Origin of the sequence: Methylophaga thiooxydans DMS010 (assembly GCF_000156355.1) — a bacterium.
GTDB classification, from domain to species: Bacteria; Pseudomonadota; Gammaproteobacteria; order Nitrosococcales; family Methylophagaceae; genus Methylophaga; species Methylophaga thiooxydans.
Genome location: NZ_GG657897.1, coordinates 60,263 through 87,049, shown reverse-complemented (window position 1 = coordinate 87,049; position 26,787 = coordinate 60,263). Strand labels below are relative to the sequence as shown.

General features: G+C 45.9%; 26 protein-coding genes. 15 read left to right on the top strand and 11 right to left on the bottom strand.

Going from position 1 to position 26,787, the window contains the following annotated elements:
• Positions 1-25: 25 nt before the first annotated feature.
• From MDMS009_RS07305 to MDMS009_RS07280, 6 genes are all read right to left on the bottom strand, one after another.
• Complete coding sequence (locus MDMS009_RS07305; protein WP_008290952.1) at positions 26-292, bottom strand: methanol dehydrogenase; 267 nt, start codon at positions 290-292, stop codon at positions 26-28.
• Positions 293-366: 74 nt separating this feature from the next.
• Positions 367-948, bottom strand: coding sequence for a cytochrome c(L), periplasmic (moxG, locus tag MDMS009_RS07300; RefSeq protein WP_008291129.1), 582 nt, complete (start codon positions 946-948; stop codon positions 367-369).
• Positions 949-986: 38 nt separating this feature from the next.
• Positions 987-1,838: a methanol oxidation system protein MoxJ gene (gene moxJ, locus MDMS009_RS07295; protein WP_154646992.1), complete on the bottom strand. Its 852-nt coding sequence runs from the start codon at positions 1,836-1,838 to the stop codon at positions 987-989.
• Between the two features lie 95 nt (positions 1,839-1,933).
• Complete coding sequence (locus MDMS009_RS07290; protein WP_008291047.1) at positions 1,934-3,817, bottom strand: methanol/ethanol family PQQ-dependent dehydrogenase; 1,884 nt, start codon at positions 3,815-3,817, stop codon at positions 1,934-1,936.
• A gap of 257 nt (positions 3,818-4,074) precedes the next feature.
• Positions 4,075-4,722: a response regulator gene (locus MDMS009_RS07285; protein WP_043888040.1), complete on the bottom strand. Its 648-nt coding sequence runs from the start codon at positions 4,720-4,722 to the stop codon at positions 4,075-4,077.
• Positions 4,723-5,694, bottom strand: coding sequence for a histidine kinase (locus MDMS009_RS07280; protein ID WP_008291132.1), 972 nt, complete (start codon positions 5,692-5,694; stop codon positions 4,723-4,725).
• Between the two features lie 217 nt (positions 5,695-5,911).
• Here MDMS009_RS07280 and MDMS009_RS07275 point away from each other — a divergent pair, with 217 nt between their 5' ends.
• Genes MDMS009_RS07275 through MDMS009_RS07265 form a run of 3 tightly spaced genes read left to right on the top strand, consistent with a single transcriptional unit; the run spans position 5,912 to position 7,735 of the window.
• Positions 5,912-6,238: a hypothetical protein gene (locus MDMS009_RS07275; RefSeq protein WP_036311475.1), complete on the top strand. Its 327-nt coding sequence runs from the start codon at positions 5,912-5,914 to the stop codon at positions 6,236-6,238.
• A gap of 15 nt (positions 6,239-6,253) precedes the next feature.
• Positions 6,254-6,781 (top strand): SRPBCC family protein, encoded by a 528-nt coding sequence (locus MDMS009_RS07270; RefSeq protein WP_043888039.1) that lies wholly within the window; start codon positions 6,254-6,256, stop codon positions 6,779-6,781.
• Positions 6,782-7,735, top strand: coding sequence for a YVTN family beta-propeller repeat protein (locus MDMS009_RS07265; protein WP_008290937.1), 954 nt, complete (start codon positions 6,782-6,784; stop codon positions 7,733-7,735).
• Positions 7,736-7,742: 7 nt separating this feature from the next.
• Here MDMS009_RS07265 and MDMS009_RS07260 read toward each other — a convergent pair whose 3' ends face one another.
• The 3 genes from MDMS009_RS07260 to MDMS009_RS07250 form a co-directional block, all read right to left on the bottom strand.
• The gene (locus MDMS009_RS07260; RefSeq protein WP_008291024.1) at positions 7,743-11,975 is read right to left on the bottom strand and encodes an EAL domain-containing protein; all 4,233 of its coding nucleotides are present in this window, start codon (positions 11,973-11,975) and stop codon (positions 7,743-7,745) included.
• A 210-nt stretch (positions 11,976-12,185) separates the two neighbouring features.
• On the bottom strand, positions 12,186-12,659 hold the full coding sequence (gene trmL / locus MDMS009_RS07255; RefSeq protein ID WP_008290948.1) for a tRNA (uridine(34)/cytosine(34)/5-carboxymethylaminomethyluridine(34)-2'-O)-methyltransferase TrmL: 474 nt from the start codon (positions 12,657-12,659) through the stop codon (positions 12,186-12,188).
• A 6-nt stretch (positions 12,660-12,665) separates the two neighbouring features.
• Positions 12,666-14,249: a lytic transglycosylase gene (locus tag MDMS009_RS07250; RefSeq protein ID WP_008291017.1), complete on the bottom strand. Its 1,584-nt coding sequence runs from the start codon at positions 14,247-14,249 to the stop codon at positions 12,666-12,668.
• 67 nt (positions 14,250-14,316) lie between these two features.
• Here MDMS009_RS07250 and MDMS009_RS07245 point away from each other — a divergent pair, with 67 nt between their 5' ends.
• The 5 genes from MDMS009_RS07245 to MDMS009_RS07225 are packed head-to-tail and all read left to right on the top strand — an operon-like array spanning position 14,317 to position 18,724.
• A complete protein-coding gene (locus MDMS009_RS07245) occupies positions 14,317-15,117 on the top strand; it encodes a hypothetical protein (protein ID WP_008290947.1) in 801 nt (266 codons plus the stop codon).
• Positions 15,118-15,132: 15 nt separating this feature from the next.
• Positions 15,133-15,975: a mechanosensitive ion channel family protein gene (locus MDMS009_RS07240; RefSeq protein ID WP_008290963.1), complete on the top strand. Its 843-nt coding sequence runs from the start codon at positions 15,133-15,135 to the stop codon at positions 15,973-15,975.
• 60 nt (positions 15,976-16,035) lie between these two features.
• Complete coding sequence (locus MDMS009_RS07235) at positions 16,036-16,878, top strand: DUF2797 domain-containing protein (protein WP_008291038.1); 843 nt, start codon at positions 16,036-16,038, stop codon at positions 16,876-16,878.
• Between the two features lie 3 nt (positions 16,879-16,881).
• Positions 16,882-17,904, top strand: coding sequence for a quinone-dependent dihydroorotate dehydrogenase (locus MDMS009_RS07230; RefSeq protein WP_043888038.1), 1,023 nt, complete (start codon positions 16,882-16,884; stop codon positions 17,902-17,904).
• 1 nt (position 17,905) lies between these two features.
• The gene (locus MDMS009_RS07225) at positions 17,906-18,724 is read left to right on the top strand and encodes a mechanosensitive ion channel family protein (protein WP_008291061.1); all 819 of its coding nucleotides are present in this window, start codon (positions 17,906-17,908) and stop codon (positions 18,722-18,724) included.
• Here the strand turns inward: MDMS009_RS07225 and gloB are convergent.
• Positions 18,715-19,485, bottom strand: coding sequence for a hydroxyacylglutathione hydrolase (gloB, locus tag MDMS009_RS07220; RefSeq protein WP_008291113.1), 771 nt, complete (start codon positions 19,483-19,485; stop codon positions 18,715-18,717). The two genes, MDMS009_RS07225 and gloB, sit on opposite strands and share 10 nt — an antisense overlap.
• Before the next feature lie 23 nt (positions 19,486-19,508).
• On the opposite strand from gloB, the gene MDMS009_RS07215 reads away from it, so the two are divergent.
• The 7 genes from MDMS009_RS07215 (at position 19,509) to dapB (ending at position 26,163) form a co-directional block, all read left to right on the top strand.
• On the top strand, positions 19,509-20,240 hold the full coding sequence (locus MDMS009_RS07215) for a class I SAM-dependent methyltransferase (protein ID WP_008290989.1): 732 nt from the start codon (positions 19,509-19,511) through the stop codon (positions 20,238-20,240).
• The gene (gene rnhA / locus MDMS009_RS07210) at positions 20,227-20,664 is read left to right on the top strand and encodes a ribonuclease HI (protein ID WP_008291167.1); all 438 of its coding nucleotides are present in this window, start codon (positions 20,227-20,229) and stop codon (positions 20,662-20,664) included. The genes MDMS009_RS07215 and rnhA overlap by 14 nt, the downstream gene beginning before the upstream one ends.
• A 15-nt stretch (positions 20,665-20,679) precedes the next feature.
• The gene (dnaQ, locus tag MDMS009_RS07205) at positions 20,680-21,417 is read left to right on the top strand and encodes a DNA polymerase III subunit epsilon (protein WP_008290958.1); all 738 of its coding nucleotides are present in this window, start codon (positions 20,680-20,682) and stop codon (positions 21,415-21,417) included.
• 95 nt (positions 21,418-21,512) lie between these two features.
• Positions 21,513-22,058: a nucleotide exchange factor GrpE gene (grpE, locus tag MDMS009_RS07200; RefSeq protein ID WP_008291062.1), complete on the top strand. Its 546-nt coding sequence runs from the start codon at positions 21,513-21,515 to the stop codon at positions 22,056-22,058.
• 97 nt (positions 22,059-22,155) lie between these two features.
• The gene (gene dnaK / locus MDMS009_RS07195; RefSeq protein WP_008291107.1) at positions 22,156-24,075 is read left to right on the top strand and encodes a molecular chaperone DnaK; all 1,920 of its coding nucleotides are present in this window, start codon (positions 22,156-22,158) and stop codon (positions 24,073-24,075) included.
• A gap of 92 nt (positions 24,076-24,167) precedes the next feature.
• Positions 24,168-25,292, top strand: a complete 1,125-nt coding sequence (gene dnaJ, locus MDMS009_RS07190; protein ID WP_008291148.1) for a molecular chaperone DnaJ — start codon at positions 24,168-24,170, stop codon at positions 25,290-25,292.
• Between the two features lie 67 nt (positions 25,293-25,359).
• The gene (gene dapB, locus MDMS009_RS07185; protein ID WP_008291016.1) at positions 25,360-26,163 is read left to right on the top strand and encodes a 4-hydroxy-tetrahydrodipicolinate reductase; all 804 of its coding nucleotides are present in this window, start codon (positions 25,360-25,362) and stop codon (positions 26,161-26,163) included.
• 48 nt (positions 26,164-26,211) lie between these two features.
• Here the strand turns inward: dapB and MDMS009_RS07180 are convergent, their stop codons facing one another.
• A complete protein-coding gene (locus MDMS009_RS07180) occupies positions 26,212-26,784 on the bottom strand; it encodes a tetratricopeptide repeat protein (RefSeq protein WP_008291152.1) in 573 nt (190 codons plus the stop codon).
• Positions 26,785-26,787: the final 3 nt, after the last annotated feature.

The window sequence follows — 26,787 nt, the reverse complement described above, 5'->3', positions numbered from 1 at the left end:
GGAGCCGGTTATGCTGTGGCAAGGATTAATAAACCCAGTTACCGGATTTCTTGAACTGTTCAACACGTTCAGCATTGCGTTTTTCCATTGCTTGCATTGCTTGAGTTTGTTTGTTCAGCTCTTTCTCACTGTGTTTAGGGTCGTATTTAGTACCTTTAATTTTGTCTGGAAACCCTGGTTTTGCTTCCCAGCAGTCACCCGGGGCACTACATTTTGTTCCGTCATAAGCTACTGCACCGCCTGACAATATCATCAGAGCAGAAGCTGCAACGGCAAGTGATTTAAATTTCATTTTTTTCTCTCCTTTATTAGCGGACAACATAATGAATTGGTGCATTGATATGAGCGTAATGCACCACCCATTAATCAATGATTCTTATTAAAATTTTCTAGTGCTTCTTTGAACTCTGCCGGCATGGCCGCTGGTTGGAAGGTTTCTTTTTCTTCCTCAGTTAACCAGTCTGCCTTTTCTGTAGAGCCCCAATAGATGCTGCGAATCCAAGCCATGATCTGAAGAATTTCATCTTTAGACAGGTTGTTATATTGCGGCCCCATCATGCTTCGAGCACCGCCATAGATGGTTTCGAACAAGCCTTTGTCATTCGCATTCTTAGGGTAGGTGTAATAGTCATCACCTAAGGCTGGACCGAGCTTGCCTTCTGCCAAATGACCGTGACAACCTGAGCAAGCAGAAGCAAATAAGCTTTCACCCGCTTTAATGGCATCCTCATCGGTGTTGTAATGATTTTCACCCGTGTTGAGGAAGTGCTCCACCGCTTCAGTCTTTTCGCCTTTTTTACCAAAGGATAGGTCAAGCACATCACCGGTCACTGTGTTGCGGAACATTAGTTGAGATTGTGCAACCGGTATCATGGCGACTGACAGCACCGACAGTGTAAGTAGGACGATGCCACGCATTTTTTTAGGCAAAATTGTTTTGTAATTCATGTAATGATAATTTCCTGTTACTTATGAGAAGGCGCTTTTTATAAAAGCGGTACCCCTTCTTTCTTCAGAATTGCTTCGATTTCTGAGTCAGCTTCTTGCAGTGCGGTATTGATTTCCTTCAGCAACGCAGTGTCTTCAGTCCGTACGGCAATCGATTGTGCAAAGTGTTGCTTTACACCTTCACCATCATTTGTTGGTGCGACAGCTTCTGATAACACCATTTTTAACGGTACGGGTGATGACTTCACGTATCGGGCCGCTTCAGGCGCCCATAGATGAGCAATGTCAGCCTTGCCATTGACGACTTCTGACACCATCATGTCTGGGTCATAACGCACATATTGATTACGACGCGATTTAAAGCCGATAAGAGACATGGTGTAATTAAAGTTGCCTTCATATTTGTCAATTTCACGCAGCATGACCTCAGAAGGGCTACCTGGAACGACGGCAAACTTATTCATACTTTTTAGATCATCGCTCTGCCAGCTTTGAATATTCACCTCTTCATTTGCTGGGTAGATAAAGGCATAGCCTGATTTATAGTATGGATTGCTAGTTGCGACCCTAGGATCATCACTATCAACACCCATAACGACGTCACATTCATTTTTGAGCAGTTTTTCTGTCACCAGAAAAATGGCTGCTTTGTCGAGCCATTCGTACTGCAATTCTCGTCCCATTTCTTTTGCCAGAACTTGAGCAAGTTCATTTTCAAAACCTTGCTGCTGCTGGTTTGAGTAGGGCATTTCGTCAGTAGCTGCACACACTTTCAACATTTCAGTGTTTGCCTGTACCGATGCTGACATCGCTAAGCCAGCTGCCAGAACGGCAGAGAAAAGCGACTTCATTGAGGTGGGCTTAGATTGGTTAATGATTGGTTTCGTCATGCTTAGCTCTCGCTTTATGATTGGATGACCGGTGGCTCGAAGGCCACCGGCCAAGTTTAATCACGACTGAACGTCAGTGAATTTGTAAGTAATGATTACTTACTGAATTCACCCAAGCTCAGGTCGTCGTACGGGCTTTTACCATCAAGTGCAAAGACCATCACACCACCACCCATTTGAGTGTTACGTGCCAGTTCTTTAAATGCACCTACAGCACCTAGACCAGCTGATGGGTCATTCAGGTCAAAGACCAGACCAACAGCAGGCCAACCACCCACACCGTAGTTGATAGCAACATATTGCGTACCTTCATGGGTGTAAGTCATTGGGTGACCAATAGCGCCAGATGGCAGTTTGAATTTCCATAAAAGCTCACCGTTGTCGGCGTCACGCGCTTTGATGAAACCATCCAGCGTACCGTAAACGACTAAGCCGCCAGCGGTTGCCATGGTGCCGCCCCAGATAGAGAATTTCTCCATTTTTTCCCAGGCAAAATCACCAGTAATCGCGTTATAGGCTTTAACTTGACCTGAGCCAACACCGTTTTGACGATCACCTTTAGGACCAGGGTATGTCCATACGTTGGCACCAACGAAGAACTGACCCGCGCGGTATGGCAACATGAACGGTTCCCAATCCATACACAGGTGGTTGATACCCAGGTAGAACAATTCACGTTTTGGATCGTATGAGTCAAAGCCTTGGTTATGGAAACCCATAGCAGATGGACAAATATCACGTGAACGGTGGCCCATACGAGTACCGTACTCAGGGTCACGAATTGGTAAACCTGTTTCCAGATCCACTTTTTTCACCCAGTTAGCGGTATCGTCCATTTTGTTGGCAGATACCAAGTCACCAGTTTCACGGTCTAGTGTGTAAACAATACCGTTACGATCTGGATGCGTCAGCAGCTTACGCATTTTGCCGTTTTTGTCTTTTTGCTCAGAAAGCATCATGACGTTAACGCCAGCGTAATCCCATTCATCATGTGGTGTTTTTTGGTAACCGAATTTGGCTAAGCCGGTTTCCAAGTCACGACCCCAAATGGTCATTGTCCATTTGTTATCACCCGGACGCATGGTTTCATTCCACGGTGCTGGGTTACCTGAACCGTAGTAGAACATGTCTAAATCAGGGTCATACGCATACCAACCCCAGTTGGTACCACCACCAATTTTCCATGCCTTGTCTTCCCAGGTTGAAACACCTAAGTTTTTCTGACCATAGTGAGGGTTATCACTATTAAAGTCTTTTTGCAGACCGATATCAGAATCAGGACCTGTGGCATACCAACGCCATGCCATTTCACCGGTGTGAATGTCATAAGCTGTGACGTAACCACGGACACCTAATTCCGCACCTGATGAACCTTGGATAACCAAATCTTTTGCCACGAAAGGTGCAGCGGTTTCTGTTTGGCCAACACTGATATCAGCGTTTTCTACTTTCCAATGAACTTCACCTGTTTCAGCGTTCAAAGCAACAACGTGACCGTCAAGTTGGCTTTTTACGATCATGGCTGGTGTTTTGTCATCACCCGGCCAGTAAGCAAGACCACGGTTGACAACATCACAACAAGCAACGGCGCGTGCAGCAGGATCTTGTTTTGGTTTATGTTCCCATTTAATGACGCCTGGCTCATCCAGATCGACAGCAAAGGTATTATTAGGGAACGGAGTGTGAATAAACATGGTGCCATCAATAACTAATGGCGCACCTTCGTGCCCATTAAGTACACCAGTTGAAAACGACCACGATGGACGGAGTCTTTTTACATTCTTTTTGTTGATTTGTGTTGCAGTACTGTAGTGAGTACCAGAGAAGTCTTTACCCTGCATGACCCAGTTTTCATTACTTTGCTGCAATTCAACCAACTTTTCGTTAGCGACTGCCATGCCTGACATCATTCCGATTGCAGATGAGACAGCAAGTGCAGTACCGACTGTTGACCATCGGTTATGTTGCGTTTCTCTCATATATCCTCCTAATTGTTTTAAGTGTCAGCCCATGCTGACTTTGTGATGCAGTATCGTTTTTATGACGTTTACTGAGCACGAAAGTCATCATCCGTTTTTAAATAGAGGCTAGATAGAGAGCTAAGCCTGAAATGGTTCGGGAAACTATCCTTAATATAGGGAGGTAAAAGTGGTAAATGGGAAAGGTTTCCCTACTAAACAATGAGTTAACTTAATCTGTAATACTGGTGATGATAGGTACTAAAGTTAAGACAGGGTTAGACGGTTGTTGGCGGTGGTTGAATAATGCCCGTTTTTTGAGCAAGAAAAATGATTTCAGCTAAATTGCTGGTACCCAGCTTTCTCATCATATTCGTTTTATAGTTAGAGACTGTTTTAGGTGCAAGTGCCAGGCTTTCGGCCATCTCGTTGATACCTTTTCCCTCAGCAACCATGCGAAAAACGGCAAATTCTTGGTGTGATAATGAGTGCACTTTTTGATCGGTATGCACTAATTTTTCCATGGCTATCGAGCGAGCAATTTCAGTACTGAGATATCGGCCTTTATCAGCAACAGTTTTAACGGCCTCAATTAATACCGATGAAGGACACGATTTGGTGATGTAACCTCTCGCTCCCATCTCCATAGCACGCATTGCAAGTGTTGAGTCTTCGTGCATAGTACAGACTAAAACCAATGCCTGAGGATCGCGTGTACAAATTCGGCGTATACATTCCAGCCCGCCGGCGCCTGGCATACTGATATCAATAATGCATATATCTGGTTTGTGGTTGAGATAAAGGCGATAGCCTTCTTCAGCGCTACTGGCTTGCGCGACAACATCAAAACCAGCCGAGTTTAATAATTGCTGATAGCCATCACGTAAAATTGCGTGATCATCAATAAGAAGAACAGTGGTGTTCATTTAGATACCTTGCTTGTTCAGATTAAGAGGAATAGTTAACTCAAGCTGTGTGCCTTGAGGGCTTGCTTTTACAAGAGAAAAGGTGCCACTTTGTGCTTCCACGCGTTCACGAATTCCTATTAGTCCCAGACCTTTTATAGGTTCTTTGGGTGGTAATCCTTTACCGTTATCGCTGAGCCTGAGATGTAGTGATGTGTTGCCAGCCAGTGAAGAAGGCGTTATTTCATTTAGAACAATACTTACTTCAGTGGCTTGAGCATGGCGACTGACATTGACCAAGCCTTCCTGAACGGCTCGATACAAAGTGAGTGCGGTTTCCTCATCGAGGATGTCATCCTCGATAGAGAGTAACGATGAGAGACTTATTTCAGGAAATGACTGTTGCCAATCTTGAAATAGCTCTTGTAATGCACCTGACAACCCGATGCTTTTTAGAATGGGGGGCTTGAGGTTACGAAGCTTATTTTTGGTGATTGAACGTAAGTGCGTTGTACTGTCCATCACAGACTGCAACATGGTTTGTAAGTCATCATTATCAGTAACATTGAGTGCTACCGTTAAGTTGGCATCCATGGCTGCGAGATGTTGACCAAAAACGTCATGTAGCTCTGTGGCCAGGTGTTGTCTTTCTGACTCTCTAACGAGGGCGGTATGTTTTATAAGAGCCTTGTTTTCATCTAATAAGTGGCTAATATGCTGATTGGTTTGTTGTAGTTCATTTTGCATGGCGAGGTTGGTTTGTAAGCTTTTCGTTAATTCAGAACGACGTCGAAAGCTAAACCAGATCATGCCGATACAGCCACTTAAAAGGACAAAGACTGCTTCATCAAGCTGATAAATCTCGCCAAGTGCAGTCCAATCAATGTAACGTTCAGCCAGATCAAAATAGCCTGCCACGAGGTAGGTCAGCAATGTCACGATGAGCACGAGAAGGGTATCTTGGTGCATGCGTTGTTTATCAGTAGCATTCATGAGTAAAGGAAGGAAGTTAACCCGTTGTGTGTGTATTAATAATTTTTCGAAGTATGAATCAGAATGCGAAGAGAACACAGAGGGGAAGGGTAAATGAGGAGTAATTCATAGTCGGTAACATGACCGTGTCCCGGTGAAATCTAAGCCGTTATCTCTAACGGTGCTATGGTCATGCTCAGTAGGATAAGTGGGTTACTTTCAACCCACGAGGATTACTATGAAATTTTTGCCCATATTGGCTTTATCGTTTCTCTTTATGTTGCCTGGCATATCGTCAGCACAGGCGGATCAAAAAAAGGTGTATGAAGAATTAGCCTTTTTGAAAGAGTTTGCAGGGAAAGATGCAGATTTTATCAAAAGCACTCTGGGCGAGCCGGACTCTATTGAAAAAAAAGAAAATACCAGCGGCACGATAGAGTTCTGGATTTATCGCGATCTCGTCACTCAAGTCAATTCAGATAAGCGTTATCGCTTCACCCAGATAGGCATTGTCAATGATGCTGTTGAGACGCTGGGTCACACAAACCGTATTCCTAACAAGTAAAACTAGAGGCTAATTATGAATAGATGGGCAACCACTGCCTTGGTCGCGTCACAGCTACTTCTGTCAAATGCTGTATTTGCACATGGCCCCACTCCCCAAAAAATTGATGAAAGCGTCGTCATTGAGGCACCTATCGAAGCGGTATGGGAGAAAGTAAGTGACTTTAATGCTATCGCTGACTGGCATCCATCGGTGGAGTCATCGGTACCGACAGATGAACAAGGTACGCGTGTTTTAGCATTTAAAGATAAGGGTACGATTACGGAAAGTCTGGATGAGTTAGATGCCGACCGGCATTATCTGGGATATCGTCTGCTTGAAGAAGATATCGAAGTGTTTCCAGTCAGTTTCTATAGTGTCAGTGTTGAGCTAACCGAGTCTGATGCCGGTACAGAAATGCTCTGGCAGGGACGGTTTTATCGTGCTGACACAGGGAATTTCCCACCAGAACATTATAGTGATGAAGCGGCCGTTGAAGCGATGACCGATTTTGCTCAAGACGGTATGAATGCGTTAAAAGCAGAGCTGGAAGGTCAAAAATAAATGAAGCCTTTATTGCGTATCGGTTTGAGTTCGCTGTTATTAGTCGCGATACCTGTGGCAGCAGAGCGGGCATTTTTAACGCACCAAGCGGTTGATAGAGTGTCGGTGCTCGATTTGGAGCAAGAAGGCAAAGTCTTGGCTAAAGTCGATGTTAGCAAGGCACCTGTTGGCGTGGCGATTGATAGCTTACGCAACCGTTTTTATGTCACTCACCCTGAGATGGGAAAAATCAGTGTGATTGACATGACGACCTATGCTGTCATCGATGAAATAAAAACCGGTGGGCAACCGTTTGGCATTGTTGTGGATGACTCTGGTAAACGTCAGGTATTTGTTTCTGATTGGGAGCGTAATGCCATATTGGTTATCAATGCCGAGTCACGTTTGGTCGTTGACATATTAGCTGTTGGGGAAAACCCCGCGGGCCTTGCCTTGGATACAAAAAAACGACGACTATATGTGGCTAACCGAAACAGCAATACTTTGTCTGTGTTAGATGCGGATAGACCTCGCCAGTATGCCGAAGTGCCCACAGGTAAAGCGCCTTATGCTGTTTCGGTTAGTCCTGATGGAAACCATATTTTCGTCACTTCTATTCAGGACGATAAGCTAACCGTCATTGATGGTCAAAGCTATGAAGTGAAAGCGACTGTTGAGACAGGAATGGCGCCGTATGGTGTTGATGTCACGCATGATAACAGTCACGTTATGGTTGCCAATCAGGGCAGTAATGATGTGTGGGTCTTTGATGTCAGTACGCTCAAAAAATTGACACAAATCCCCGTTGGAGAAATGCCCGAGAGCATTTCTTTATCATCCGATGGTACACAAGGATTCGTTACAAACTGGTTCAGCAATGATGTCTCTGTTATCAACTTAGAAACGATGCAAGAGAGTTCCCGCTGGAAAGTTGATGAGTCACCACGCAGTTTGGGGCGATTTCTTGCTGACTGAAGTGTTTTTAATCAAATTCACGTAACAGTGATTCAATCGTTTGGAAGCGCTCGTATAAGCCTTTAATACCTATTTCACCGGCATCTTCATAGCCTTCTTGAAATTGGTATTTCAGGCTATTCGCTTCATGATAAAGCTCGGTGTAAGCCAGTTTGATATCTTCGCGCCAGGTTTTATTGAACAAGTTTTGTTTTTTAGCTTGTTCCAGCCAATGCATAAAGTGGCTCTTTTTATGATTCATTAATGGCCAGTGTTCAATTTTGTCTGGTGTTGACTGTAGGTTGTGGATAATTTTGTCTAACCAGTGATGGCCTTGAATACGCATCAGTTGAATCATGGTTTGTTGAGAATCTAGAGATGCTTCGGCATGTTTAAGCCATTGTGGATTGGGCTTATAGTTAGAAAACCATTCAGTGAAGTCCTTGGCAGGCATGGGTTTCGCAATCACATAGCCCTGCGCTAGTTCACAGCCCATCGTCATCAACATCAGTCCATGCTCAATGGTCTCAACGCCTTCTGCAATAACTTGATGGTGGAAAGCTTGGGTGAGCCCAATAACGCCATCAATAATGGTGTAGTCGTTGGGATCATCGATAATGTCGCGGACAAAGCTTTGATCAATTTTGACCACATCAACGGGCAGGTGGCGAAGGTGGGTTAAGGATGAGTAACCCGTGCCAAAATCATCCAAAGAAATCCGAATGCCCAGAACATTTCGGCAGGTATTGATGATACTGGATATCTTATTGATATCGCTCAATACACTACTCTCTAAAATTTCTAGTTGCAGTAAGTTAGCCGGCACATGAGGGTGTCGTCCTAGCACATGATCCAGTTGTTCAAAGAAACCCTTCCATTGCAGATGGTGTGACGAAATATTAATGCTGATTTCCATTTCGATACCATCTCGCAACCATGCTTCGACTTGTTGCATGACATGCTCGATAACCCAGTTACCGACGTGAATTTCTAGCTCTGTACCTTGTATTGCGGGGAGAAAGCGGCCAGGTAGTACCAAACCATGTTCCGGATGGTTCCAGCGGATCAAAGCTTCTACACCGATGATTTGGCCGGTTCCCATGTTGACCTTGGGTTGATAATGCAGCACAAGTTGATCAGCCTTAAGCGCATCTTGTATGGCTTTATATTGATTTTGTTGTTGGCTTATCTGTTGATCGTGTAATGCATCAAAAATGTGATGGCGCTGCCGTCCGGCTAATTTAGCCTGATACATGGCCTGATCGGCATGTCTGAGCAGGGTGTCGGCATCTGCATCGTCAAGTGGATAAATCGTAATGCCTAAGCTGGCGCTTAAGCTTATTGTGTCTTCGTCGAGTTGGTACGGCAGTTCAATAGCGTGACGAATGCGATTAATCAGCCGTTCACAGTGGTCGACGGAGCTAATATCATTCAGTAATAAAACAAACTCATCACCACCCAACCGTGACGCGGTATCATCTTGGCGAATACTGGCTTTAATGCGTTGTGCAACTTCGATCAGTAATTGATCACCAACGTCATGGCCGTAACGATCATTAACTGGCTTGAAGCCATCCAGATCTAAAAAAACCACAGCGAGTAAGCTGTGATTACGCTTACTATGAGCGATGGCTTGATGGAAGCGATCGGCAAATAATGTTCTGTTAGGAAGCTGGGTGAGCATATCGTAATGTGCCATCAACTCCAGCGCATGTTGCTGTTCTTTACTTTGGGTAATATCTGAAAATAAGCCGAGATAATGTAGCGTTTCACCACGCTCGTCGACTAAGGTTGAAATCGTTAGTAACTCGGCAAATAGCTGACCGTTCTTTTTCAGGTTCCAGATTTCACCTTGCCAGTGCCCTTTCTCTTCTAAGCTAGTCCACATTTCTTGGAAGAAAACACGGCTGTGTTTGTCTGATTGTAAGATGGAAGGATTTTTACCAATCACTTCTTCTCGGCTATAGCCGGTGATTTCAGAAAAAGCCGGGTTTACATCAACAAGCAAGCCTTTGGCATCAGTAATCAAAATGCCTTCATGCGCTTGATTGAATACGCGGCCGGACATTTTGAGCCGTTCTTCCGCTTTTTTACGTTCGCTAATATCGTAAAGAATGACCAGCGTGTGTTTATCTGTTGCTGAAGCAACATGTGTGGCATTACAAATAACAGTTTTTTTATCACCATTTTTGCAGACGACATCGCTTTCTACAGGTTTTAACGTGTCACTCCGGTTAAGCGAGTCTTCAATGTGTAATTGCCATTCTGCTTGGATGGTTTCACGATGCGTTTTTTCGGGAAATGCTTTCTGCCACCAATCATTAACGGTAGGAATATCAGCGAGTGTGTAACCAAAGGTAGTGATGAATGCCTGATTTAAATAAGTCACCTGTCCAACTTCATTTAAAATACCCTGCGGTACGGGAGAGGCATTTAATACTTCACGAAGCCTGGTTTCACTTTGAGCCAGAGCACGTCCCGATTTTCTAAGTCGATAAATCCAGTAAGCAAACAAAAGAAACAACACCATAACGGCAGACGAGATTTTAATTAACGTTGCTAGTTGTGGACCACTGGTGACAGTAAGGCCTAGCCATTTATCCTCTATGACTTTACGTTCTGCCTCGGTGAGATTATCAAGCACCATATTGATGGCTTCGAGTAACTCCGGGTTTGCCTTGCTGATACCGATGCGATATGCCGAAGTTTCTGAGATTTGACCGGCAAACTGTAAGTTCAGCAGGTCATTTTTCTTCACAGCATAATTTGCATAAGCGGCATCACCGATATAGGCATCAGCTTCGCCGGCGGCGACTTTCTCTAATGCTTGCTGTGTATTCTCTGTCAGTAAAAGCGTGATCTCTGGGTAATCCGACCTTAAGGTTTCGTGAGTGAAGTAACCTTCCTCAATAGCGACGGTTTTACCGTTGAGGTTGTCCAGTGAACCGACATACCCATTGCGGTCTGCATTGACAATGACCACAGGGTTGGAGACATACGGGGCTGTAAAATCTAAATGTTCTTCTCGACTGTCAGTTTGATTCAGGCAAGACAGCATATCCAGTTCACCACGTTTAGCCATGTCCATAATTTCATGCCAAGGTTTGTCATGAACTATCTGGAAAGATACGTCTAGTCGTTGTTCCAGTAGACGAATATATTCCGCTGCCAAACCGACGTACTCGCCTTTTTCATTTATCCACTCATAGGGGGCAAAGTCAGGATCGATACCGACCTTGAGAACAGGGTGTTCAGTCAGCCATTGCTGAACTTGAGGAGATAATGTGGTCTTTTGTTGACGATGGATAAAATGATTAAGTGTTTTATCTGAAAGGCGCGGAACCACCCCAAGCTTTGCATACAAGTCGGCTATGCGGCGTAAACGAGCGGGTTGGATAGTACCAAGCGGAATGACCTCTGGCACAATGAGTTTGTTGGTCTCACGGGCTTCATAGCGCAGTTGTTCAACACTGATGGCACTGTTATATTTATTTTTTATGATCTGGATGATTTCTTCGGGATGTTGCAGCGCATAGTCCCAGCCTTTTAATGATGCCTGCAACATGCGCTCAGCACGACCGGGATGATTTTTTAATTCTTCGACACTGGTGAACAGTAAATCCCCATAAAAATCAAAACCGTAATTTTGTGGGTTGATAATGTTGATCGCTTCACCCTTTTGCCGAAACTCAAAAGGTTGCGAGGTGATATAGGCTGACATGACATCAACCTGACCATTACTCAGACTTTCTATAGCAAAGTCCTGTGGCACAATGGTGATATCGTTATACGACATTCCTGCATCATCAAGTAATACGCGAAGTACGGCATCATTACCCGTGGACGAATCAAACATGACTCGCTTTCCAGCAATCTCATAAGGACTAACAATCCCCGAATCGGCCTTACTGAGAAAGACTAATGCGTCATGTTGGAAAATGGCAGCTAAGGCCTTGATTGGAGCACCGTTGGCGTAGTGAGACAAAATCCCCATACCGCCTATGCCATACTGCGCATTACCTTTGACCACTTCATCAATGACTTCGATATCAGGCGTGCGTTGATGAATCGTGACATCAAGTCCAGCGTCGTGATAAAAGCCTTTTTCTTTCGCAGCAATATAGCCCGCAAATTGGAATTGGTGCTGCCATTTTAATTGCAATGTGACAGGCTCCAGCGCGTGCTGTCCCATTTGCTGTTGATTCGCCAGTGCAAAACAAGGCATCAACAAAATGAATAACAGCAGACTGAATCGAGGCATAAACAAAGGTGTTATCGAATTAAGAGAGGGTCGATGATAGCAGCATTGGTAGTAACTTCCATCTTAAGGACGTTTTTTGTGTAATTGAAGAAAGTCAGACCTACGCAACACGGTTAATGAAGTGAAATCGCTTTTACTATACTTGAGCTAGGCTTAGTGGCGGTTGAACAAGATCAAACTATTAGAAAATTGGTTTGAAATAGCAGTGATTTAGTCATAGCTGACGGCACCGGGGAAACCAAGCTGTTGCCATGCTTGATAGAGAATAATGCCGGTAGCATTAGAGAGGTTGAGGCTGCGGCTGTCAGGCAACATCGGGATTCGAATTTTGAACTCGGCTGTAAGACTATCTAAAACCTCGGCTGGTAAGCCTCGAGATTCAGGGCCGAACAATAAGATATCTTCATCCTGATACTGCACGTCATGATGATGCTGTCGTGCTTTGGTTGTGCATGCAAACACGCGCCTTTGTTGTTGCCATTGCTGAAACTGGGCAAAGTCGCTATGAATTTTTAAGTTAGCAAACTCATGATAATCCAGTCCGGCTCGGCGAAGCCTTTTGTCATCAAGCGCAAAGCCAAGAGGCTCGATCAAATGTAGTTGTGCACCCGTATTGGCACAAAGGCGAATAATATTGCCGGTATTCGGGGGGATTTCCGGTTCAAACAGCGCGATGTGGAGCACGTTAAATCAGGTTTCATCCAGATAGAGAGTAAGGTTCTGGCCAGGCTGTAATAAGGTACGATCGCTCAGGCCATTCCATTCCCGAACTTGCGCCACACTGACATTGAACTTACGAGAGATACCCCAGAGTGAGTCTCCGTCGCGAATCGTGTAATTGACCGATTTACGTTGCACGTCATTGGTCCAGATCACCAGTGTTTGACCAGGCTGTAACACAGCATGATTCGATTGCTTATTCCATTGCGTCAAAGTCGGCACATCGGTGTCGTATTTACGTGCGATGTCCCACCAAGTATCACCGGCTTTAACGGTGTAGGTTTTCTTCTGGGCGCTATCGTTTGAGCTCTTGGTTGCTTCATTGGCAGCCAGCGTGGCTGATTGAGCGGGCGATGCCGGTATTAATAAGTGACTTCCGGCACGAATATTATTACTTTGCAGATTATTCGCTTTTTTGATCACGCTGACCGTGGTGGCATAGTGACTAGCAATAACGCTTAAGGATTCGCCACGTTGAATTTTGTGACGTGCCCACTTAACGCGATTTTGTGCAGGCATTTCAGCTAAGGCTCGTTTGAACTGCTCCGCTTTGGTCAGAGGCAGCACCAAAACGTGAGGCCCTTCTGGTGCCGTGGCCCAGCGATTAAAAGCGGGATTCAAAATGAATAACTCATCTTTACTAAGCCCAGCCATGGTTGCTGCTTTTGCCAGATCGATTTGTGAACCGATATTGACCGTTGTCAGATAAGGCTTGTTATCAACAGGGCTGAGGCTGAGATCATAACGTTCAGGGTATTTGACCATATGACTAACAGCCATCAATTTAGGTACATACGCGGATGTTTCGCTTGGCAGATCTAAAGACCAGAAATCGGTGGCTTTGCCTTTCGCTTGATTACGCTTGATTGCCCGACCTACGGTGCCTTCACCACAATTGTAAGCAGCCAGCGCCAGTTGCCAGTCGCCAAAGTCATTATGCAGTTTTTCAAGGTAATCTAAGGCGGCGCGAGTCGATTGAATCACATCACGACGACCGTCATACCACCAGTTTTGTTGTAAACCGTAAACCTTGCCTGTGCCCGGTATAAATTGCCATAAACCTGCAGCGTGACTTTTCGAGTAGGCGTAGGGTTTGAAGCCACTCTCAACCACGGGTAATAAAACGATTTCCATCGGCATATCACGCTTTTGCACTTCTTCGACGATGTGGTGTAGGTAAGGGCGGGCTCTTTCTACCACACGAGCCACGTACTCGGGATGGTCTACAAACCAACGTAGATGTCTTTCTGAATCTGGATGCAATTGCTGGTAATCTGAGATGACAAAGCCGTCACGGATACGATCCCAAACATCAGTAATGGGTTCGGATGACGGTGATTTTTCTACAGTTTTCCGGGGAGCGTTAGGGCTTGTTTCTTGCGGTTCTTGGTAAGCTTGTTGCCACGCCGTGGGCTTACTTTGGGTGGATTTAGTCGTCGGAACTTTTGAGGAAACCGAACTCTCAGCGGCCTTTTCAGGAGAGCTACTACACGATGCGACCAGCAACACAAGCAGTGAAACCAGCGCTGATTTAATCAGATCACGAATTTGCATATTCGGGCTATTATAGGGAAGGTTTGTCAGTATGTCTTTGTCTAGTTAACAAAAATGTCACTTTGAGATGTCAGAAATAAAAACGAACTGGTGGGAAACGATAGATTTTTGCAAGGGAGGGCAACGCTTCTTTCGCTGTGCTGATTTATGTTTGCAACTTCGTTCCTTACCGCATCAATGGTGGCTGAGTTATGAATGGCAAGATGAAGTCAATCAGTTCGAGCCAGAGCTGGAACAGTATTTAGCGGAAGAAAAAACTGAGCCTTTCGATCATGAACAGCGATTTGTGTTTGCGGAGCTACCTAAAACCGTTACCTTGAAACCGGCATTAGCCGATAGGCCGGTGGTATGTCGTCCCGTTGTTTCGGTGACGTTGTTGCCTTTCCAGGAAGTCACCTTATTTGTTTGTTTACCATTGTGGGTGCAAGGTTGGGTGGACGATGGGGCAAAGCCATTATTTGATATTCCTACTGTCAGAGTCTGTGACTCCTGGTTTGGTCCTAACACCCGAGAAGGCGTGATTAGCTACGCCTCACAGGTCAGTGAGCAACTTGATGTGAAGCCCATTGCTAACAATAAAGCGAGAGCTGCTATTGAGGTGCGTATACAAAATCAATCTGAACAAATGCTGACCTTAGACAAAATCAGTGTGCCTGCCCCCAATCTTATTTTATACGCTGATCAACAGGGCCACTTCTGGACACCCCGGATTACGTTGGTCAGGCGTGATAACCAAGATGCCATTCTCAGTGTTGATGAGGTTGTCAGTGGTGGACTCAATGAGTCAGCCTTAGTCAAAGTGAGTGAGGCCAGAGAAGACATTGGTCGTAGCAAAATCACCAAGGCAATTTCAGCTTTATTCGGGTAATAAACGGTAATCATTATGGAACAATGGCTGGGCAAAATTGATAGTGGCTTGGTGATAGCAATCGTCGAAGCACTGATGTACCTGCTGATTGGTTTTATTCTGGCGAGAATGACTAGTCGAGGGATACGTCAGTGGAGCAAAAGCCGGTTTGATATTCATCAGCAATTGCTGATGGCGCGTATTGCGTCTTATCTCGTATTGCTGGTGTTTGTGGTGATGGGCTTGAATGCTATCGGCTTCAATCTCGGCGTGTTGATCGGCGCGGCAGGTATTTTGTCGGTTGCGATTGGTTTTGCATCGCAGACGTCTGCATCCAACATTATCAGTGGCTTGTTTCTGGTGGCAGAAAGGCCTTTTTCAGTGGGCGACTTGATCCGTGTCGGTACAACTACGGGGGAGGTGTTATCGATTGATTTGTTATCCGTAAAACTACGCACCTTTGATAATTTATTTGTGCGGATTCCCAATGAAACGCTGATTAAATCAGAAGTGACAACATTGACCCGCTTTCCTATTCGCCGTATTGATTTAGCCATTGGCGTTGCCTACAAAGAAGATATCAAGCGAGTGCGAGCGGTGCTGGAGCACGTGGCCGAGAGAAACCCGCTTTGTTTAGATGAGCCAAAGCCTATTTTTGTTTTTCTTGGCTTCGGAGAATCCTCCTTGGACATGCAATTTTCCGTGTGGGTCAAACGTGAAAAATTTATTGATCTCAAAAACAGCATTCATGAGGAAATCAAAGAAGCCTTTGATTTGGAAGGTATTGAAATCCCGTTTCCGCATCGCTCTCTTTATACCGGCTCGGTAACAGAACCATTTCCAATCCGGGTTATCAATGATCGTGATGAGACGTCATGACAGTAGTGACAACTGTCGAATACAGCGTAACTAAGCTAACATGACGCCCAGATTGATGAGATGGGGAAATCTGTGAATAAACTCAGTGGTCAACTGACAAAAATGGCGGTGACCTTGCCAGCCGCTACCGAAGCACAATATGACATGCGTATTGGCGATCAAACCATGCCGATGAATGCGCTGGTAGGTAAAACGATCACGCTGACTTATCAGGGCGAAATTAACTGCTTGAACTGCCAGCGTAAAACCAAAAAAAGCTACAGCGGTGGTTTTTGCTTCCCCTGCTCGCAGAAGCTAGCACAATGCGACTTGTGTTTTATGAAACCCGAAACCTGTCATTATGAGCAGGGCACTTGTCGTGAGCCGGAGTGGGGCGAAGCGGTCTGCATGCAGGATCATATCGTTTATCTCGCCAATAGCTCAGGTTTAAAAGTCGGAATAACCCGCATTAATCAGGTGCCCACGCGTTGGATAGATCAAGGCGCGACACAAGCGAGACCCATCTTTCGGGTCAAAACACGTTATCAGTCCGGACTGGTTGAGGTGATGTTTAAGAACCACGTCTCAGATCGTACTGATTGGCGGAAAATGCTTAAGGGGGACGCTGAGCCACTCGACTTAACAATGGTGCGAGATCGTTTAGTCGCTGAATGTGCCGATGAGATTAAAACGTTACAGCAGCAGTTTGGTGACGATGCTATTCAGTTTCTGCCTGCTGAACCGGTGGTGACTATCCGTTATCCTGTTGAGCAGTATCCAAGCAAAGTGACTTCATTAAACTTTGATAAAACACCTGAAATTACCGCTGAACTTCAAGGTATCAAAGGGCAATACCTGATTTTTGACAAAGGTGTTATCAATATCCGCAAATTCAGCGGCTATCAAATAGAAATGGTGGTTTAAAAGATGTTTTACCGCATGATGCGTAATTTGATGTTCCGTCTGGACGCGGAAAAGTCACATCATATCGGCCTTAGCGGCCTTAATATGATGGAAATGACAGGCCTGTCATCCCTACTTTATAAAAAACAGAAGGCAAGTCCTGTCAGAGTCATGGGACTGACCTTTCCCAATGCCGTCGGACTGGCGGCAGGCTTAGATAAAAATGGCGATTATATTGAAGCCATGTCAGCACTAGGTTTTGGTTTTGTCGAAATCGGTACGGTGACGCCGCGACCACAGCCGGGTAACCCAACACCGCGATTGTTCCGCCTTCCGGAAGCGCAAGGCATTATTAATCGCATGGGCTTCAATAACTTGGGTGTGGATCATTTGATACAACAGGTTAAAGTTGCCAAAACCCGCAGTTTAATTGGTATTAATATCGGTAAAAATGTTGATACGCCAGTTGAAAACGCTGTGGATGATTACCTTATCGGCCTGAATAAGGTTTACCTGCACGCTGATTACGTCACCATTAATATCTCCTCACCTAACACGCCGGGGTTAAGAACCTTACAGTTTGGTGACTCACTGGATGCGCTTCTGAAAGCGTTGAAACAAGAACAGGAAAAACTGGCTAAAGAGCATGGCCGTTATGTACCCATGGCAGTAAAAGTTGCTCCTGATCTCAACGAAGATGAAGTGAAACAGTTGGCAGACTCATTCAGTCGTCATAAGGTAGATGCTGTCATTGCTACCAATACCACCATGTCTCGTGAAGGTGTTGAAGGTCTGAAACATGCTGATGAGGCCGGTGGCTTGAGTGGCGCGCCGGTGTTAGCGAAATCGACGGAAGTTGTCAGGCAGTTCCGTGTTGCGTTGCCGGATGATATGCCGATTATCGCTGCGGGTGGCATTATGAGCGGTAACGATGCCGTTGAAAAACTCAATGCTGGAGCCTCTCTGGTACAAGTCTATAGTGGCTTGATTTATCACGGCCCGGCGTTGATTCGCGATATTATTCAATCAATCGAAAAGAGGAACTAACATGGAAGCTACAGGAAGCGTTGTCGGGTTTTGGCTGACAAATATCTTTTTTGCTGCACTGATCGTTTTTGTCGGTCGCGTAGTAGTGAAATGGTTAGTCAAATTATCCCGTAAATTAATGGTACGAGCTGATATTGACCCGATTTTGATTAACTTCCTCAGCGTCATAGCTAACGCTGTGTTAATGCTGTTTGTGCTGATTGCAGCTTTGGATCAACTGGGTGTCGACACAACGTCTATGATTGCTGTGTTAGGTGCCGCGGGTCTGGCTGTTGGTTTGGCGTTGAAAGACTCTCTGCAGAACTTTGCGGCTGGTGTGATGTTGATCATGTTTCGTCCGTTCAAAATCGGCGATTTTGTAGAAGCGGGTGGCTCAATGGGCATCATCGAACACATCAGTATTTTCAACACCATCATGAAAACGGGTGATAACCGTGAAGTGATTGTGCCTAATGGTCTGATTTACTCAGACACCATTACCAACTATTCCGCACGTGATACTCGTCGCATTGATATGACATTCGGTATCGGCTATGACGATGATTTACTTAAAGCGAAGAATCTGATTACTGAAATCGTCACGGGTCATGAAAAAGTGATGGCCGACCCTGAACCGGTGATTCGAGTGTCTGAGTTAGCTGACAGCAGTGTTAACTTTGATGTGCGTCCATGGGTGAGTGCCGGAGACTTCTGGCCAGTGCGCTCAGAGTTGATTGAACAAATTAAACTCAAGTTTGATGAGAATGGCATTTCCATTCCTTATCCGCAAATGGATGTACATCTCAATAAGTTAGAAGCAAATAACGCTGATCAAAACTGATCTTTCCACTGTCTAAGCGTGGTAAAGACCGCTTCTGCATTATCTAACGGGTGGCCGGCATAGTGTTCGGCTGCCCGTTTTACATTGGGGTTATGACTCCGCAGAAAAGGGTTTGTCGCAAGCTCCTCTGCTAACAACGATGGCACAGTTGCTTGATTGTCCTCGCGTTGTTGCCGAGTTTGCTTAATGCGACTGTCTAAATCCCGGTTATTTTTTTCTACTGCTTTGGCAAAGCGCAGATTGGCTTCAGTATATTCATGCGCACAATAAATTTCGGTATCAGCCGGCAGATTCGATAGTCGTTGCAAAGAGTCAAACAAGTCCGTTGCCGTGCCACCTAATAAGCGACCACAACCACCGGCAAATAGCGTGTCACCACAAAAAAGTTTGTTCGCCGCCAGGTAACAGATATGACCTGCAGTGTGGCCCGGGGTATCTAATACCTGAAAACAGGGAAAGTCTGGATCGATATGTAATTCATCAAGAGCATTAAGTGGATGGCTAATCATTGGAATATTTTCTGCCGCAGGGCCATAAACGGGCACGTTAAACTGTTCTAATAAGGCAGGAATGCCACCAATATGATCGGCATGATGGTGAGTAATCAGTATCGCAACTGGTTGCAAGTTGTGTTGATTGATGGCTTCAATAACAGGTATGGCATCGCCTGGGTCGACAATCAAAATCTTTTGGCTGTTCTTTGCTTGAATCAGCCAGATATAATTATCTTGAAATGCGGGCACTGGGTGCACATGTAGCATGATTTCTCCTATGGGGCAGAGTGATGACCGACAACAAGCCTTTGCAAATTAGCGATTGGTGGCAAAGTCCGCTCGGTGAGTTGGTGTTGGCGCTTGAGCAGGAGAAAATTGCCGGTCTAACTAGCCCTATACTGGGGTCTTTTACAATACAAATTGGTGGCGGTGCGCGACTACAGCCCTTGTCCAACCGCATTGAAAATCAGTCTTGGCTTGGCGCTGAGGGCGACATTACTGCATTGCCAGAAGCACTACCATTCAGATCTCATAGTATAGACAATCTGTTATTACTGCATGTTCTGGAGTATGCCGATGATCCTCATCAGGTATTGCGAGAAACGGAGCGCGTACTTGCCGCTGATGGCAAAGTTATTTTGTGTTGTTTCAATCCGATTAGTTTATGGGGATTACGTCGTTTATTTTCTTGGCAAGACGCGGCACCTTGGCATGGTTACTTTTTCACAAAAACACGGCTGAAAGACTGGTTAGCCTTGCTTAATTTCGAAGTGACAGAGCAACATAAAATTTTGTTCAGACCGCCATTTAAACATCCTCGCTGGTTGGAAGGGAGTCATTTTCTGGAGCGTTGGGGAAAACGATTATGGCCCTGGTTTGGTGCGGTCTCTGTTATGGTAGCGACCAAACGTACCATTCCGTTGACGCCATTGCGGGAGAATAAGCGCCAACATCGCTTGTTTCCAAGTCCGGGGCTGGTCAATAAGCCGATTACACGAGATAACAAACATGGATCATGTTGAAATTTTTACCGATGGTGCCTGTAGTGGTAACCCAGGCCCCGGTGGTTGGGGTGCTATTTTACGTTCCAGTGGCACAGAAAAAGAACTGTCAGGTAGTGAAAAACAGACCACCAATAACCGCATGGAAATGATGGCGGTGATCGTAGCGTTAGAGGCATTGAAACGACCATGCCGTGTTACCATTACCACCGACTCACAGTACGTGATAAAGGGCATGACAGAGTGGCTGCCGGGCTGGAAAGCTAAAAACTGGAAAACAGCCGCTAAAAAACCGGTTAAGAATGTCGAGTTATGGCAACGACTTGATAACGCTATCAACCAACATGAAGTTGAATGGCAATGGGTTCGCGGACATCAAGGTCATGTCGAAAATGAACGTGCTGATCAGCTGGCGGTTCGAGCCAGAGAACAAATTGCAGGATAAAATTTAGGATTCGTTGTGGCTGAATTAACTCAGAAACGCCAAGTTATTCTCGATACCGAAACCACCGGTATCAGCACCGCTGATGATCACCGTATTATCGAAATTGGTTGCGTTGAGATGGTAAACCGCCGACTGACGGGGCAAACCTTTCATCAGTACATCAACCCGCAGCGTGACATTGATGCCGGCGCCATTGAAGTACATGGCATTACCAACGAGTTTCTGGCCGATAAACCGCTATTTACAGAAATCGCAGAAGAGTTCCTGAGTTTTATCGAGGGTGCTGAGCTGGTTATTCATAATGCTCCGTTTGACGTCGGTTTCATTAACCATGAACTGGCCAAGCTTGATGGGGAGACACGTCGCGTTGAGACCCTTTCCACCGTCTTAGATACCCTGAAAATGGCACGGGACAAACATCCAGGACAGAAAAATAACCTGGATGCCTTGTGCAAGCGTTATGACGTCAATAACGCTAATCGTGAATTGCATGGCGCCTTACTTGATGCTGAGATTTTGGCAGATGTCTATCTAGCCATGACCGGGGGGCAGGTGAGCCTGACCTTGATGGCTAAAGAAGATGCAACACCGAAAAAAGGTGACGGCCAGGCAGAAATCACGCAGCTCAAACGTGAAAGCCTGATGGTGCTAAAAGCCAATGATGATGAATTAGCCGCTCACCAAGACATGCTGGAGAAAGTAAACAAGGCCAGTGATGGTCAATGTGTCTGGCTAGCGGAAACAAACTCATAGTCCTGACGGTAAAATTTCTGCCTTGCTTGGCTTGAAATTGATTTTTTTGACCCCAAGTTGACGTTCTATCCCAAGCAAACCGGAACGATGACATCATGAGTAACGAAGAAATCGAAAAGCCAGATCTGGAACAAGACAACATAAACGATTCTGAAGAAAACGTGCAGCCGGAAGTCGAGCAGAGCACAGAAAAGCTGCTGGAAGATGCGCGTAGCAAAGCCGATGAGCACTGGAATGAATTACTGTTAGCCAGAGCCGATCTGGAAAACATGCGCCGTCGTCATGCACGTGACTTAGAAAGCGCACACAAACATGCCTTAGACAAATTTGTGAATGAACTTTTGCCTATTTGCGACAGCCTTGAACTGGGCTTAAGTGCAGCTAATGGCGAAGAAGCCACCTTGGAAACTGTTCGTGAAGGGATGGAAATGACCCTCAAAATGCTGCTGAGTAATATTGGCAAGCTGGGCCTTGAGCAAGTCAATCCAGAAGGTCAGGCCTTTGATCCCGAATTGCACCAGGCTGTATCGATGCAACCCTCTGAAGGTATTGAAGCCAATCAGGTCATCACTGTAATGCAAAAGGGTTACAGCTTTAACGGCCGCCTGCTGCGCCCTGCGATGGTAGTAGTGTCTCAATAAAATCTCGGGCTGGACTTGAAATTCTGATTTCGTCCCCCACATAAGTATTCGAAGGCTGGTTAAGCCAGCAAGAAACAAGAATGATGGAGTGATAATTATGGGTAAAATTATTGGTATTGACTTGGGAACAACTAATTCCTGCGTTTCAGTGCTTGAAGACGGTAAAGCACGTGTTATTGAAAATAGCGAAGGCGATCGCACAACCCCGTCGATCGTTGCTTTCACTAAAGACGATGAAGTATTGGTAGGGCAGTCTGCAAAACGCCAAGCCGTGACTAACCCGAGCAACACATTGTTTGCGATTAAACGTCTGATCGGTCGTAAGTTCAAAGATGATGTCGTTCAGCGCGACATCGACATGGTGCCTTACAAAATCGTTGAAGCGGATAATGGCGATGCTTGGGTTTCAGCGAACGATAAGAAAATGGCGCCGCCTGAAATTTCTGCCCGTGTTTTGATGAAAATGAAAAAAACCGCGGAAGAATTCCTCGGCGAAGAAGTCACGGAAGCGGTTGTCACCGTTCCTGCTTACTTTAATGACTCACAACGTCAAGCCACAAAAGATGCCGGTAAGATTGCGGGTCTTGAAGTGAAACGTATTATCAATGAGCCGACTGCTGCTGCACTGGCTTATGGTATGGACAAAAAACGTGGTGATTCTACCATTGTGGTTTATGACCTGGGTGGTGGTACGTTCGACGTGTCTGTTATCGAAATCGCTGATATTGAAGGCGAGCACCAATTTGAAGTATTAGCCACAAATGGTGATACCTTCCTCGGTGGTGAAGACTTTGACCAACGCATCATTGACCATTTGGTTGCGCAGTTCAAAAAAGACCAAGGTGTTGATCTGGCCAAAGATCCACTAGCTTTGCAACGTCTGAAAGACGCGGCGGAAAAAGCGAAGATTGAACTGTCTTCAAGCCAGCAAACTGATATCAACCTACCATACATCACAGCTGATGCATCAGGTCCGAAACACATGGAAATGCGCCTGACTCGTGCCAAGCTTGAGTCGTTGGTAGAAGATCTGATCACACGCAGTATGGAACCATGCAAGATGGCGTTGAAAGACGCTGGCCTGTCCACCTCAGAAATTGATGATGTCATTCTGGTTGGTGGTCAAACCCGTATGCCGAAGGTTCAGGAAGCGGTTAAAGAAATGTTTGGCAAAGAGCCACGCAAAGACGTTAACCCTGACGAAGCAGTCGCTATGGGTGCAGCGATTCAAGCGGCGGTTCTGGCAGGTGATGTGAAAGATGTATTGCTGCTGGACGTGACGCCACTGAGCCTGGGTATTGAAACCATGGGTGGCGTAATGACCAAACTGGTTGAGAAAAATACTACGATTCCAACTAAAGCGAATCAAGTGTTCTCAACAGCAGAAGACAATCAGCCTGCTGTAACCATTCATGTGCTGCAAGGTGAGCGTGAAATGGCATCGGCGAATAAATCACTAGGTCGTTTTGACTTGGCTGATATTCCACCGGCACCACGTGGAACACCGCAAATCGAAGTAACATTTAACATTGATGCCAACGGTATTTTGCACGTATCAGCGAAAGATAAAGCGACGGGCAAAGAACAGTCTATTGTTATCAAAGCATCAAGCGGTTTGTCTGACGACGAAGTTGAACAAATGGTGCAAGATGCAGAAGCTCATGCTGAGGAAGATAAAAAATTCCACGACTTGGTGACTGCGCGTAACCAAGCAGATGCATTAGTTCATGCGACAACCAAATCACTGAAAGATTTGGGTGATAAAGTCGAAGCGGACGAAAAAGCCAATATCGAGTCAGCTGTTGAAGCCCTGCAAGAAGCGATTAAGGGTGAAGACAAAGACGATATTGAAGCGAAAACGGCGGCGTTGAGTGAAGCCTCAGCGAAACTGGCAGAACGTGCTTATGCTGAAAATGCAGAAGCCGGTGCCGGTGAAGCAGCAGCAGAAGATAATGCACAAGCTGATGACGTTGTTGATGCTGAGTTCGAAGAAGTAGATGATGACAACAAAAAATAATCCGTAAACCGGATTATGAGAAACCAGACAAACAGGCGTCAGGTAACACCGGCGCCTGTTTTGTTGTTTAAGCAGGTGGGAAAACAATAACAATGGCCAAAAGAGACTTTTACGAAGTTTTAGGTATATCGCGAACGGCAACAGAGGCCGAAATCAAGAAGGCCTATCGTCGTATGGCGATGAAGTATCATCCAGATCGTAACCCCGATGATGCCGAAGCGGAGTCCAAGTTCAAAGAAGCCAAAGAAGCTTACGAGATCTTATCGGATAGTCAGAAACGGACTGCCTATGACCAGTTTGGTCATGATGGCGTCGATCAATCGATGGGCGGTGGATTTGGCCGGGGCGGCGGTGCTGGCGGCTTTAGCGATATCTTTGGTGATGTTTTCAACGACATCTTTGGTGCTGGCGGCGCTGGCGGCAGACAGCAAGCCTACCGCGGTGCAGATTTACGGTATCGACTTGATCTATCACTGGAAGAGGCAGTGGCGGGAACAACCGCTAAAATTCGTATTCCAGTTAATGTGGAATGTAAAACCTGTGATGGTAGCGGTGCGAAAAAAGGCACTGAACCTGTTACCTGTACCACTTGTGGCGGTCATGGACAGGTAAGAATTCAGCAAGGTTTCTTCACTATGCAACAAGCCTGTCCGCATTGCGGAGGCACAGGTAAGATGATCAAAGATCCGTGTACGGATTGTCATGGTGAAGGTTTCGTTCAGGAAAATAAAACCTTGTCGGTTAAAGTCCCGGCGGGTGTTGATACCGGTGACCGTATTCGTCTGCAAGGCGAAGGCGAAGCGGGCAGTCACGGTGCACCAGCAGGTGATCTCTATGTGGAAGTGTCGGTCAAACGTCACGATGTATTTACCCGTGATGGCACTAATCTGTTTTGTGATGTGCCGTTGAGCTTTGTTACTGCCGCTTTGGGTGGGGATGTAGAGGTACCGACGCTGGAAGGCAAGGCTAACTTAAAAATTCCTGAAGGTACGCAAACCGGTCAACAGTTCAGGTTACGAGGTAAAGGCATCCAGTCTGTTCGCGGTGGTGCAATCGGTGACTTGATGTGCCGTGTGATTATTGAAACACCGGTAAAACTCTCTAAAAAGCAGAAAGAATTGTTGCAAGAGCTTGAAGACACTATGCAAGGGGGCGGTGATAAACATAACCCGAAACACTCTTCTTGGTTAGATGCAGTGAAACGTTTTTTCGAATAACTTGCATCCAACGGGGCGGCTGGCGATACTGCTCAGCTAAAGACCGAAATGAATTTGAGGAAGATAAATGGCAACTAAGATTGCGATTAATGGCGCTGCTGGCCGTATGGGGCGTTGTTTAATTCAGGCAGTCGATCAAACAGATGGCTTGGAGTTGAGTGCGGCCATCGATCGTGCTGACTCTTCATTGCTAGGCGCAGATGCAGGTGAACTGGCCGGTGTTGGCAAACTAGGTGTAGCTATTACAGCCGATGTAGCTCAAGCGACCAAAGACTCTGACATCATCATTGACTTCACCTTACCTGAAGTAACAATGGCCTTGTTGCCACATTGTGTTGCTAATCACTGTCGCCCTGTGATTGGCACAACCGGGTTTGATGATGCACAGAAACAAACGATTGATGAGGCTGCTAAGCAGGTTGCCGTTATCTTGGCACCCAATATGAGTGTCGGCGTTAATCTTTCTTTAAAACTGTTAGATATTGCTGCCCGTGTATTGGGCGATGATGTCGATATTGAAATCGTTGAAGCCCATCATCGGCATAAAGTCGATGCGCCATCAGGTACCGCATTGCGAATGGGCGAAGTGGTGGCTGATGCGTTGGGTCGTGATTTAAAACAATGTGCAGTATATGGGCGTGAAGGTCGTACTGGCGAACGAGACCGTGACACCATTGGTTTTGCGACTCTGCGTGCGGGCGATATTGTTGGTGATCATACGGTCATGTTTGCTGCTGAAGGCGAACGCGTTGAAATTACCCATAAAGCCTCTAGCCGAATGACCTTTGCTTTTGGAGCAATGCGAGCGTCAGCGTGGCTGATGCAACACAAAAACGGCTTGTTTGATATGCAGGATGTATTAGGCCTGTAACAATCCAACAGGTGTCACAATAGGCCAGTCTTTATGGCTGGCCTATTTTTAGTAACTACTGGCTTTGGCTTCCGCTTGACGGGCACCATTTGCATCGCCAGCTCTGAGCCTAATTTTGGCAATCAGATTCCAGAATTTTTTGCGTTGGTTATTATTCCCTTGCACCAGCGACACCCCTTTTAACGCTACCTGCTCTGCTAAATCGTAGTCTTCTAATTCCAGATGTGTTTGTGACAGAGAAAAATAGACTTCTGGATCGCGTGGGGCAATACGCTGAGCCCGCTGTAAACTATTCTGCGCAGAACGAAAATCACCCGCAGCGCGTGATTGATCAGCGTTGTCTAACAAAGCAATCACGGCGGAGTTTTGTTGAACCTGAGGCTGTGGTTCAGGTGTTGGTATTGCCTGAGTTTCAGGGCTGGGCATAGGCGATGTCTGCGCCGGTTCGTCATAAGTCTCATAGCTTTTATCTTGACTCGGCTCAGCAGGGATGGGCTCAGCATCAGTGGTGCGATCATCTACCGGTGGCTGGCTGGGTTCGTATTTAGGGGCCACGCTACAGGCAGACATCAGCGCCATCAGGGCAGTAATGATAAAAAAGCGCGAGATATTATGTGTCATATA